This window comes from Maribellus mangrovi, from assembly GCF_037646455.1.
Classification (GTDB): domain Bacteria; phylum Bacteroidota; class Bacteroidia; order Bacteroidales; family Prolixibacteraceae; genus Draconibacterium; species Draconibacterium mangrovi_A.
Window position 1 is genome coordinate 155,880 of the sequence record NZ_JBBIXN010000005.1, and the last position, 12,626, is coordinate 168,505.

General features: G+C 41.7%; 11 protein-coding genes. 5 read left to right on the plus strand and 6 right to left on the minus strand.

What is annotated here, in order from left to right:
- Positions 1-238 precede the first annotated feature (238 nt).
- From WFY05_RS18460 to WFY05_RS18470, 3 genes are read right to left on the minus strand one after another with little or no spacing between them, the layout of a single operon-like run.
- Entirely contained in the window at positions 239-880 is a 642-nt protein-coding gene (locus tag WFY05_RS18460; RefSeq protein ID WP_340114393.1) for a PspC domain-containing protein, read from the minus strand.
- Between the two features lie 44 nt (positions 881-924).
- On the minus strand, positions 925-1,257 hold the full coding sequence (locus WFY05_RS18465) for a PadR family transcriptional regulator (RefSeq protein ID WP_340114394.1): 333 nt from the start codon (positions 1,255-1,257) through the stop codon (positions 925-927).
- 52 nt (positions 1,258-1,309) lie between these two features.
- Positions 1,310-1,753, minus strand: coding sequence for a hypothetical protein (locus WFY05_RS18470; RefSeq protein ID WP_340114395.1), 444 nt, complete (start codon positions 1,751-1,753; stop codon positions 1,310-1,312).
- A 571-nt stretch (positions 1,754-2,324) separates the two neighbouring features.
- On the opposite strand from WFY05_RS18470, the gene WFY05_RS18475 reads away from it, so the two are divergent.
- Positions 2,325-3,248 (plus strand): SRPBCC family protein, encoded by a 924-nt coding sequence (locus WFY05_RS18475; protein ID WP_340114396.1) that lies wholly within the window; start codon positions 2,325-2,327, stop codon positions 3,246-3,248.
- Between the two features lie 15 nt (positions 3,249-3,263).
- Here the strand turns inward: WFY05_RS18475 and WFY05_RS18480 are convergent, their stop codons facing one another.
- The 3 genes from WFY05_RS18480 to WFY05_RS18490 form a co-directional block, all read right to left on the minus strand.
- Entirely contained in the window at positions 3,264-4,571 is a 1,308-nt protein-coding gene (locus WFY05_RS18480) for an HlyD family secretion protein (RefSeq protein WP_340114397.1), read from the minus strand.
- 20 nt (positions 4,572-4,591) lie between these two features.
- Positions 4,592-6,781, minus strand: a complete 2,190-nt coding sequence (locus WFY05_RS18485) for a peptidase domain-containing ABC transporter (RefSeq protein ID WP_340114398.1) — start codon at positions 6,779-6,781, stop codon at positions 4,592-4,594.
- Between the two features lie 71 nt (positions 6,782-6,852).
- Positions 6,853-7,143, minus strand: a complete 291-nt coding sequence (locus WFY05_RS18490) for a hypothetical protein (protein WP_340114399.1) — start codon at positions 7,141-7,143, stop codon at positions 6,853-6,855.
- 215 nt (positions 7,144-7,358) lie between these two features.
- On the opposite strand from WFY05_RS18490, the gene WFY05_RS18495 reads away from it, so the two are divergent.
- The 4 genes from WFY05_RS18495 (at position 7,359) to hemC (ending at position 12,612) form a co-directional block, all read left to right on the plus strand.
- Positions 7,359-8,045 (plus strand): response regulator transcription factor, encoded by a 687-nt coding sequence (locus WFY05_RS18495; RefSeq protein ID WP_340114400.1) that lies wholly within the window; start codon positions 7,359-7,361, stop codon positions 8,043-8,045.
- Between the two features lie 45 nt (positions 8,046-8,090).
- Positions 8,091-9,362, plus strand: a complete 1,272-nt coding sequence (locus WFY05_RS18500; RefSeq protein ID WP_340114401.1) for a sensor histidine kinase — start codon at positions 8,091-8,093, stop codon at positions 9,360-9,362.
- A 290-nt stretch (positions 9,363-9,652) separates the two neighbouring features.
- Positions 9,653-10,906 carry a glutamyl-tRNA reductase gene (hemA, locus tag WFY05_RS18505; protein ID WP_340114402.1) on the plus strand — a complete coding sequence of 418 codons (1,254 nt, stop codon included), beginning with the start codon at positions 9,653-9,655 and terminating at the stop codon, positions 10,904-10,906.
- Positions 10,903-12,612, plus strand: coding sequence for a hydroxymethylbilane synthase (gene hemC / locus WFY05_RS18510; RefSeq protein WP_340114403.1), 1,710 nt, complete (start codon positions 10,903-10,905; stop codon positions 12,610-12,612). Before hemA ends, hemC begins: the two co-directional genes overlap by 4 nt.
- Positions 12,613-12,626 lie beyond the last annotated feature (14 nt).

Below are 12,626 nucleotides of genomic sequence, written 5' to 3' on the forward strand. Positions count from 1 at the left end.
AACGAATACCTCTTTGTTTGTCGAGTACCAAAAGTTCATACACATAATCATCATAAAAAAGGTCGCCAAAATTGACGACCTTTTTGCGTGGCTCCCCTAATCGCAGGAAGTTATAACCAATCTTTTTGTAATTCGCTTCAATTTTAAATAACAAATTTGTATCCAACACCTCGAACACTGTTTCTATGTTTTGAAGCTGTAGTCTTCTTTAAATGTTGGTACTATATTCTAGTGACCATTAGGCAGATGGTTTATGCTTTTTCCTTGCAAAAAATCCCGATTTCCTGATTTTTTTATAACTCTCTTTTACGGCATTCATTTCGTCCTTCAAGAATCGCTCAATATTCTTAACGGTCACCTCCTCTCCTTTCATTTCAAGTCGTTGAGTTGTGGTGACAGCTTTGGGAACAACGATCCATAACAGAATGTATACCAATATCCCCGCTCCTGATGTAAACAGAGCCAGCAACACTACAATTAATCTTATTACAACCGGATCCATATTAAAATAAGCAGCTAATCCACCGCAAACCCCTGCCAAAACAGTTTGTTCCGGATCACGATAAAGTTTTCTTTTCCGCGCCCCCTGTCCTGCAAGAGGTTTCTCATCGCCGGCTTCCTCGGAGAAATTCTCGGGCGTTCCAAGCATCCCGATCATGTCGTCCACCACTTCCAATGTTATCGCCTGACTATTTTGGCCCGTTCTTTCTGTAAATATCTCCGAAATTCTAGCTTCAATATCAGCAACTATTTCTTTGCCTTCTTCGTCTTCACCAAAATAACTTTTTAATGTTATCAGGTACTTCTTTAGCACGTCGTATGCATCTTCCTCAATGTGAAACACCGTACCACTCATGTTTATTGTCAAAGTCTTTTTCATTTTTATCGATTTTTTAATTTATTACTTTTTACAGATTTTTACTATTATGCTCTTTGGGTTTTAACTCTTCTAACCGCATTAACCAATTCACCCCACGATCCTTCCAACTCGTTTAAAAAATCCCTTCCCTTAGCGGTCAGTTCATAATATTTCCGGGGTGGTCCCTGGGTAGACTCTTCCCAGCGGTATGATAATAATCCGTCATTCTTTAATCGGGTTAATAATGGATAAATAGTACCTTCCACTACTATCATATTGGCATCGCGTAAACCTTTAATCACATTAACTGCGTACACCGGTTCTTCTTTACAAATTAGTAGGATACAGTATTCCAATACCCCTTTTCTCATTTGTGCTTTTGTATTCTCTAATTTCATGATTTCTGACTTTTTACGTTTATAATTTTCTTTTTAACAATTTTATATGGAACTAACGATTCCATACTTTGTCAGAAGTCATCCAGCCATCCAGTTCCAGTTGAGATTCAGTTTCTACAGTAAAGCGAAAAGACGAATGGTTAAAAGTAGATTCATCAAACATCCAGTCTTCTAATTCCAATGCTTCTTCCTGTTCTGTTTGAAAATAGTGTAAATAGATATCAAACCTGTTTTCATCTGTCATCCAATCTTCCAGTTCCAATGCTTCTTCTGTTTCCACTTCGATATTTACAGCGTAAACCCTAGCCCCGATCGATGTTGAATTGGATTCGATAGAGTTATCAACCATTGCAAGATCTAATCCATTAAAGCTGACTATGTCCGCTAATGATTTTCCTAAATTCTGAGCATTTGCACTTAAACCCAGAACGACTAAGATTAATCCTAATGCTAATAATTTTGTAGCTGTTTTCTGAACATTGTTTTTTGTTTTCATGACTTATCCTCCCTTTGTTATTTGTTTTTGCTTAATTTTTTTCTAATCAATTTCACTTATAAGACGCACTTATATGCACGACGTTACAGATATATAGTTCTTTTTTTAAAATATTTCTATCTTTTACTTGGTACTATGCTTTACAATATACCGTTGCATTATTATCTGAACACGCTAAAAACACCATGGGCAGAGGGCTTCCGTGCTGTTACACTGCTCCACATTGAAACAGCACAGAGCCAGAAAAAATTTTAGAGTTCGGTATTCAAAATTACTTTTTAAAGAATTTTGAGGTAATTTGAGAATGTACTAAAAGCATTAATGAATCTTAACATTGAGGATCCTCCACGCAAAAATGTCGACCAATCGTATTGATTTTTGATGCTCCCCTGCTCGCGTCGATCTGCAATTGGTTTGCATTTCGATAGAATTGAAAAATAACAAAAGCCCCAACTGATGCGATTTTGCACTCACTAAGTACACTTTTTACGATGACCGGCACAGGTATAAAACTTTTAAATCACTTAAAATGTTATTGATTTGATCATTTTAACTATTAATATTTCTAATTATGCCAAAAACTCGCATCGCAAGATCCATCACCATTAATGCCGGTGCCAATAAGGTTAAAAACATCGTTAGCGACTTTAAACACTGGCGCGCCTGGTCGCCGTGGCTGGTTCTTGAACCGGAAGCTACCGTAACAGTTAGCGATAATGGCAAGAAACAACGCTGGGAAGGTAAAAGAGTAGGTACAGGAGAAATGACGGTTTTGGAAGAAAAGGCCTCGGCCATACATTACGACCTGACTTTTTTGAAGCCCTGGAAATCGAAAGCAACCGTTGATTTTTTTATCGAACCGGAAAGTAATAAAACGACCAAAGTTACCTGGATCATGGATGGCTCACTGCCATTTTTTATGTTTTGGATGAAAAACCTGATGGAACGCATGCTGGGCATGGATTACGACAGGGGACTTCAGATGTTGAAAGATTACATTGAAAAGGACGAGGTAGAAGCAAAACTAGAGTTTTTAGGCGAATCGGATTATGCCGGGTGTAAATATGTTGGATTAAAAAACAGTTGTACAATTGATGCACTTGGTAAAACCATGTCGGATGATGTGGATAAATTAAATGTATACGCAAAAGAAATCAGCGACAAGCTCTCGATGGAGTTCTTTTCGGTTTATCATAAATTTGATTTTGGGAAAAACCGGGTGGAATATACGGTTGGGATTGGGGTAAAAGAACCACAAGATGATCTTCCCAACGGATTTTTCAATGGCAATTTACCAGCAACAAAAGTATATACGGTACGGCACATTGGCCGATACGAATTATTAGGAAACGCGTGGAGTGCGTTGATGTCGATGGACCGGGCAAAAGAAATAAGGAAAAACAAAAAACTACATCCGATCGAGTTCTACAGAAACAATCCGGCCGATACAGCTCCCAAAGATTTAATTACTGATATAAGTATGCCCGTGAAATAAAGATTCAAATAAGCCTTATTGTTTGACGCGCTCTTTCCAAAGCGCTTTTAGCGGGTTAAAGAAGCGCTGGATGAGGCGCAGGTCTTCTGTAATGATCTCGGCCTGCCCCGCCAGTTGATTTTGCATTTCGAGCTGCCGGTTATAATTGGTTACCATCCCGTCGGGGAAAGCCACCTCAACCATGTAAAAATTATCTTCGGGCACCAGCGACACATTTTTAACCACACCTTTTACCATACCAAACTCCATGTAAGGGTAATTGTCGAATTTAACGTTTACGTTCAATCCCACTTTTACTTTTCCCGATCCGCGAACCGGTAGTTCCACTTTACCAATTACCTCTCCCATATCGTCGGGAACAATGGTAAATGCACGGTCGCCCTGAGTAATGTTCTGGTTTTCGGCGTAAAATTTATTGAACGAAACTGTTCCGTCGATCGGCGAACGTAGCAGGTAGGTCAGAAACCAATCACTCGATGCACTTTTCAGGTTGTTGAAGGCTTCGAGCAAAGCCGATTCGTGTTGTATTTTCAGGTCGTTAAATTCCTTTTCGTTTTCAATGATCTTCTGATCCAGTTCGCTGATGTCGATCTGTTTTTGAGCCAGGTCGGAACGAATGCCATCAAGTTCCGATTTCTTGGAGAGCATATCAGCCTCGGCTTTTTCAAGGTCGGTTGTTGCAATTACTTCGCCCGCCACCAGTTTTTTCTGACGTTCGTAATGACGCAGTTTCAGCTGGTATTCTTTGTCGACGGCTTGTTTGCGTTGCCACATCCGGTCGTACAAAATGCGGGCGTTTTTGGCCTGCTCGCGGTACGATTCTTCGCGCATTGTATAATAATTGCGCTCGTTGAATTCTTTTAGTTCCTGGAATTTGGTTAAAAACTGTGAGTAATACTCCTGGATGGAGCCAAGCTGCAGGATTCTGCTTAAACGAATATCGGGTGTAAAATTCAGGGTATCGAATACAGGCTGTATGTTGTTGATCAGTGTTTCGAGTTGGAGCACATCGAAATAATTGGCCGGATTTTCAATCAACGCAATCATCTGACCAGCTTCCACTTTCTCTTTATCCTCCACAAAAAGCTGATCGATTTTACCGGTTGCGCGTGCCACAAGTGTTGCCGGCGGATTTTCGGTGGTAACAACAATTTTAGACCGCAAAATATCGGGATAATGAAATACAAAACTAAAGACAATGATCAGTGCAAAAATGGCTGCAAAAACCAGGATCCCGTAACGTACCAACTTCGATGGCACCCCACCAAGTATTTCCTGCACTTCGCCGGAACGGATTTCTATTTTGTTATTGTCATTAGCCATTGGTCACTGGTCATTGGTGTTTAATTTCCAAGTTCAAGTTGGTTGCGAACCAATTCAAAATATTTTCCTTTTTTGCTGATCAGTTCATCGTGCGTTCCGCGTTCCACGATCTCGCCGTTATCGAGCACTACAATCTGATCGGCATTTTTCACAGTACTCAGGCGGTGAGCTACTACCACCACTGTTTTTCCGGCCGACACCTTTTCCATGTTCTCCATGATCAGCCGTTCGTTGTTGGCATCGAGCGCATTTGTAGCCTCATCGAAGAACAGGTATTCAGGCGATTTGTAAATGGCCCTTGCAATTAAAATACGTTGCTTTTGTCCCTGGCTCAGCCCAACGCCTTCCTGTCCTATTTTTGTATTGTAGCTCAGCGGTAACGACTCGATATAATCCTGAATGTTTGCCAGCTTCACAGCGCTGATCAATCGTTCCTGATCGATCACCTCGTCGTTTACCACAATATTTTTTGCAATGCTGTCGGAAAAAATAAAGCCATCCTGCATGACCACGCCGCAGTTATCGCGCCACATTTTGGGTGAGAAATTGGCCAGCCGTGTTCCCCCGATTTTGATATCGCCAGCCACCGGCGGATAAAAACCGAGCATCAGTTTTATCAGTGTGGTCTTTCCGCTGCCACTGGTACCAACAATCGCGGTTGTCTTCTTTTCCGGGATCTCAAGGTCAATCTCGTTCAACACTTTGGGTGAACGTGGTCCTTCGTACTGAAATACCAGGTTTGAAACGCTGATCCCTTTGTTTTCAGGGAGCATTTTTACATAACTGGCTGCGGCATCACTTTCATCTTTTTTATCGTGAATTTCTGCCAGTCGTTCCAAACTGATCTTGGCATCCTGTGCATTGTGCATGAAAGCGATCAGTTGCCGAAGCGGAGAATTCAGCTGTCCTATTATGTATTGTATAGCCAGCATCATACCAAGCGTGAGTTGTCCGTTAACAACCGACGTTGCAGCAATAATGATGATCAGTATATTCTTCGTTTCATTGATAAAAACCGAACCGGCATCCTGGTACTGTTGCAGCGAAAGGCTTTTCACACTCACCTTGAACAAACCGGCCTGAACCCGTTCCCATTCCCAGCGTTTTTGCTTTTCGTAGTTGTTCAGTTTTATCTCCTGCATCCCGTTAATGATCTGAATGAGCTTACTCTGGTTTTCCGATAACTTGTTAAAACGTTTGTAATCCAGCTCGCGGCGACGTTTCATAAAAATGTAGATCCACACAAAATAAAGGGCAGATCCAACCAGAAAAATAAAGAAGATCTTCATACTGTATATGGCCAGAACAATGGCAAAAACCACCATGCTAAAAACCGAAAACAAAACTCCTATCGACTGTGCCGTAAGAAAGCGCTCAATCCGGTCGTGGTCTTCAATACGCTGAAGTAAGTCGCCGATCATTTTTGAATCGAAAAAGCCCAGCGGCAGTTTCATCAATTTGATCAGAAAATCGGAAATAATTGAAATATTGATACGGGTGCTGATGTGGAGCAAAATCCACGACCGTATAAATTCTACCGACATCCGGCTGATAAACAAGACCAATTGTGCCAGCAACACCAGGTATATAAATCCAATATCCTGATTGTTGATACCAATATCTACTACGCTCTGGGTAAGGAAGGGTAAAACCAGCTGAATTAAACTTCCGAGGAAGAATCCCAGGATGAGCTGAATTACCAGTTTTCGGTATGGTTTCAGGTAATTAAGCACAAAACGAAAACCGGTTCGTGATCTTTCCTCATCGGCTTCCTTGTAAAAATCGGGCGACGGTTGCAACAACAAACAGATCCCTTTTTCCTCGCCTCCATCGACTGTGGAGATCCATTTTTCACAAAAATCTTTTTCGGAATATTCCATCCGGCCAAACGCGGGATCGGCCACATGAACTTTTCCTTTGGCCATTTTATACACCACCACAAAATGTTCTTGTCCCCAGTGAACAATGCAAGGCAGCGGCGCCTCTTTCTTTAGCTGCTCAAAAGTGATCTTCACTCCCATCGAGCGCATCCCGATCGATTCAGCAGCATCGCTTATACCAAGTAAAGAAACGCCTTCGCGGGTGATGTATGATTTTTCGCGTAAAGATTCGGTGGTGAAATGTTTCCCGTAATATTTGGCCACCATGCGCAAACACGAAGGGCCGCAATCCATTACATCAAACTGTTGATAAAACGGGAACTTAGCCATAATTTAGTTTTGTTGCGGAAAGATAGAAAAAAATTGAGCAGTGGCGAATAGTTATTCTGACGACTTATAAACTATAATATGATGAAAACTGCAAAAACGATGGCAGGCAGAAATCCGAGCAAAGCAAGTGGCCGGGCTTTGTTTTGATACTTCTCTTTATCATTCAGGTAATAGTACAGCCCGATGGGCAAAATGGCAATAAACAACACGCTACCCAGGTAATTGAAGAATTCAACGCGGTCCGTCAGAAAACGAAATTCGTGAACACCTTCTTCAAAATACCAGATTAACGCCGCCAGTATTGCCGACGCAAGGATTAAAACAATGGGAAATATCCGACAACACCATTTACTTCGCTCCATACTTAAAAACTTTTAATCCTATAAATGTAATACAATGTACATTTTCCACAAAAGCACAACGATTTTCCAATCAAAACGATACGCAATTTTGTCGAAATTCCCGCCAATTCTTCAAAAACATTGTACTTGAAATAACTATCACACCTCACTAAAAGTTGTTATCTTGCGGCTTGAGTTGATCAAATTAAAAAGAAATAACAAGGTAGAAGAACAGCATGAAGATCCTGATTGTTGAAGACGAGAAATCGCTTTCGGATGCCATGGTCAATTACCTGACGGAAGAAGATTTTATATGCGAAACAGCCTACGATTATGAATCGTCGGTTGAAAAAGTGGAACTGTATGAATACGACTGCGCACTGATCGACATTAATCTTCCCGACGGGAACGGCCTCGACCTTATTCGGCTCATTAAAAAACGGAATAAAAACATGGGGATCATCATTATTTCGGCACGCAACTCGCTCGATAACCGTATTGAAGGCCTGGAGATTGGTGCTGATTATTACCTCACCAAACCCTTTCACCTGACTGAACTCAATGCACAGTTGAGATCCATTCATCGCAGGATCAACTTCGAAGGCAACAACCAGATCGTGATCAATGAAATTAAAATTCTGCCCGACGCCCACCAGGTTTATGTTGATGATAAACTACTGAAACTCACGAAAAAAGAATATGAATTGATGCAGTTTTTTGCTGCCAACAGAAACAAAGTGATCACAAAAACAGGAATTGCCGAACACCTTTGGGGCGATTATATGGAAGTGGCCGATAACTACGATTTTATATACGGGCACATGAAAAACCTGCGCAAAAAGTTACTCGACAAAGGCTGCCGAGACTACATTAAAACCATTTACGGGGTGGGGTATAAATTCGACACCACCATTGAAAATTAAATTCAATCCCGGAGCGTCGGTTCCGCTTAAGAAGCTCGATTAATAATGAAACTGCTGACCAGAACAAATCTCAATTTTCTTACCATCTCGCTCTTCATTTTTCTGATCGGGCTAATCGTTTTTTATTACCTCCTGCGTAAACAGGTTGATGCCAATATCAACACAGCACTGGTCAAAAAGGAAATGAACATTTTATCGAATTTAAAAAAAGTGCACGGTACACAGGAAGCTGCCACCGATTTTGAGAATAAAGTAATCATTTTACCGACCACGGACAGATCGGAAAATTATCGTGCTTTTTCCGACACCGTTTTGTTCAATCCCGAAACCGAAACTTACAATGCCTACCGTCAACTGAAATTTAACACGTCAATAAATGACCAATTTTACCAGGTAACCATTTATAAAGCGTTGGCCGAAACCGACACATTAATCGTGCGCATTCTGCTGCTGGTTACCGGGGTTGTGGTGGCGCTGATTCTGGTCTTACTGATTCTGAACCAACACACTACACGTAAAGCCTGGCAAGGATTTTATAATACTCTTCACCAGATCAATGCTTACGATTTAAATTCGCAAAACGAGTTTGAGTTGAAGAAAACCGATATTGATGAATTCGACGAACTAAACCGGGTTTTGAGGGCGATGAACGAACGTATCAGAAGAGATTATCACAATCTGAAAGAATACACCGAAAATGCATCGCACGAACTTCAGACTCCGCTTGCCATTATAGCGTCGAAACTCGAATTGCTGTTGCAGTCAGAAAATCTTCCTGAAAAAGAACTGCAAACCATTACTGATGCCCTTGAAGCCAGCTCCAAACTTTCACGTCTGAACAACACCCTTTTGTTACTGGCAAAAATCGAGAACAGACAGTTCCCGGTGGTTTCAGACGTCGAATTTCTTGAGATCACAAAATCGCATTTATCCAATTTTGAAGAACTTATAGAAACCAGGAAAATCAGTGTCAGCTTACCTGCAGAACCACAAACAGTAAAAATGAACCGTTACCTGGCCGAAATAATGGTAGCCAATCTGATCAAGAATGCAATCAGACATAATATTCGGGGTGGCAAGCTAAAAGTTGAGCTCAATGCCAACAAGTTCATGGTAGCTAATAGCGGTGATAAAATGGCAGGCGATGAAGACCAGCTATTTCAGCGGTTCTATAAAGCAACAGGTTCGGGCAAATCAACCGGACTCGGTCTGGCCATCGTACAGAAAATTTGTGAGATTTCGGGATTTCAAATCCGCTACGAATTTAAAAACGACCTGCACTGTTTTAACGTGTTTTTTAAAAACGATTCTCAATAAGCAAATTCGGTCAATTTAAATTCGGTTTAAACAACTAAAAGAACCACTCATTCCAATACAAAAAACCGTTCATTTCAGAGCTCCTTCACAACGGCCCTTCCCAACTGATATTCAAGCCACTTAGAAACAATAAAGTTTTATTCTGAAATGTCCTAAAAGTACTTTTTATAGTAACCGAATATTTCTGCTCCGAGTATGCAGCATTCAATTCTGTACAAATCTGAGAATTTGCACAGATTTTCTACAGATTGTTTTCATAAACTTGAATTGCATTTCAAAAATATGTTCGAATGATCGGATTATTAGGACTAAATCATAAGACAGCACCAATTGCAATCAGAAGCCGCTTCGTATTTTGTGAAGAAGATGTAAGACGATTCACCAATCATTTAAAGGAGAGTGGATTAAAAGGTGCTATCATTCTTTCAACCTGTAATCGCACCGAAATATATTTTGATTATTCCGGTTCCGATATAGAAGTTTTCGCTCAAAATTTACTAAAAGCTTTAATCGAGTGGAGAACCACCGATAAAAAGGTAAGCGAGCATTTTTACTGCAAATACCAGGAGAATGTAGCACGCCACCTGTTTCGTGTAGCCGCAGGATTAGATTCAATGGCGCTGGGTGAATATCAAATTGTTGGTCAATTAAAAGAGGCTTTTGCCATCAGCGAAAGATTAGAGATCAACAGTCCGATCCTTATCCGTCTTTTCAACAAAGCTTTTGAAGCCGGGAAAAGTGTTCGAACCAATACTGAAATGAGCAAGGGAGCTGTTTCGGTAAGTTACGCCGCTGTTGAGCTGGCTTCGCAAAAATTGCATAAACTTACAGCACTTCCAACTTTGCTGATCGGTGCCGGACAAACCGGGGAACTGACCATGCAAAACCTGGTAAAAAAAGGTTGTTCACGCTTTACGATTACCAACCGCACCTTTGAAAAAGCAAGTGAATTGGCTGAGCGTTACAAGGGAACAGCTCGTGAATTTGAAGCATTGGAAGAACTGCTGACAGACAACGACATTGTAATTGCAAGTACCGCCTCAAAAAGAGCACTGATCTCCAAAGCACATATGGAAAAGATCATGCCACTTCGCCAAAACAGACCGATGATGTTCATCGACTTGTCGGTGCCTCGTAACGTGGACCCGGAAGTCGCCGAACTCGAAAACGTTTACCTGTATAACGTTGACGACCTGACTGCGGTAGTTGACGAAACATTTGAAAAACGAAAAGGAGAAATCGATAAAGCTGAAACCATCCTTCAAGGATTTGTACAGGAATTCGCCGACTGGCACCACACCAGAGAATTATCTGACACCTTTCAAAGTATCAGCAAAAACTTTCAGGCCATCAACCAAAAAGAACTTCAGGGTTTTATGAAACGCCAGATGAAAAACAACGGTGAAGATGCCGAACTTTATGCCGAGCACATCACCAATAAGTTTATTCGTCTGATGATTCGTAACGTAAAAGAAGTCACCGACCACGGACGCAAAAAAGAATACATCGAGCTGGTGAACGACCTTTTCAACATGGCAGAATGAAACAACACTTTCGCATTGGAACAAGAGGTAGCAAACTGGCATTGTACCAGGCCTACCGGGTTAAAGATGCCCTGGAAGAAAAATATCCTGAAAAAACATTCGAGATTGTTGTGATCAAAACCAAAGGGGACAAAATTCTGGATGTCCCGCTTTCGAAAATTGGCGACAAAGGCTTGTTTACCAAAGAGCTCGAAGTGGCCATGTTCAACGATGAAATCGATATGGCTGTGCACAGTTTAAAAGACCTGCCCACTGTTTTTCCCAAGGGAACAAAACTTGGCGCCGTTCTGAAACGAGCTGCGGCTTTTGATGCCCTGGTTTCAAAAGATAATCGTAAAATTTCGGAATTAACTTCAAACGATATTATTGCCACATCAAGCTTGCGCCGTAAGGCACAGTTGCTGAAAATGAACAAAGACCTGACCATCGTGGAAATTCGTGGTAATGTGAACACCCGCATCCGAAAAATGCAGGAAGGTTATTGTGATGCCATGGTGATGGCAGCTGCCGGGTTACAGCGTCTCGAGATGGATGAACACATTTCCGAGATCATCGATCCGGAAACAATGATACCGGCTTGTGCACAGGGTGCAATTGCCATTGAAATTAAAGATGACGATCCGGCAACGGAAGTGCTAATCACCGGGATTAACCACGAGGAAACGATGATTGCTGCAGAAGCCGAACGTACATTCCTACGCACACTCGAAGGCGGATGCCAGATTCCGGTAGGAAGTTATTCCGCTATTCAGGGAGAAGAATTTACGATCACCGGTTTTATTTCTAACCTCGACGGCAGTATATTTTTAAAGGACAGTTACTCAGGTTCGGTTTCTGAAGCCAGTCGTATCGCATTTAAACTGGCCGATAAACTTCTAAAAGAAGGAGGAAAAGAGATCCTCGAAGAAATAAAATCGAATTACGAGCCACAAACCGGCGAGTTACCGTTGAAAGGTAAAACCATCATTTCAACGCGTGCAGCCGATGCCGATGAAGAACTGACGCGGATGCTCCAGTCGCGTGGTGCAAATGTGATTAACTGCCCCATGATCGTGATTGAAACGACCGAATTAACAGCCGGCGATAAACAAGTGCTCGGACAACTCGATCGGTTCGACTGGTTGTTTTTTACCAGCCGCAACGGGGTCATTCATTTTTTCAGGCAACTGATGGATTTGCAGGGTGGCACCTCGCTTCCCGCTTCTTTAAAAATTGCCGTTATTGGCAGCAAAACAGCAGCCGAACTCGATTACTATGGCTACGCGCCCAATTTTACGGCATCAGGAAATACGTCGCACGAGTTTGCTGCCGAATTCAAAAAGCAGGTAAATCCTGAAAACAAAAAGCTGTTACTGGCTCTTGGAAACCTGGCTGGCGATGCTCTTGAAAAAGAACTGACCGCCGACAACGAGATTCAGCGACTGGAGGTATATCAAACAGTTCAACCCGAAAAAATAGAAGAAAAGGCGGCCAACCTGATCAGCAATGATCGTTACGATTGTATCCTGTTTACCAGTCCGTCAACATTTAATAACTTTTACGAACGAATGGAAAGCCGGCTTTCGGCTCCGTTAAAAATGGCCAGCATTGGCCCAACTACAACCAAAGCCATTGAAGCAAAAGGACTTGCTCCTGTGGTTACCGCAAAAGATTCATCGGCAGAAGGATTTTTTAGTTCAATTGTAGATTACTTTCAGAAAAATTAATTCATAAATCATAA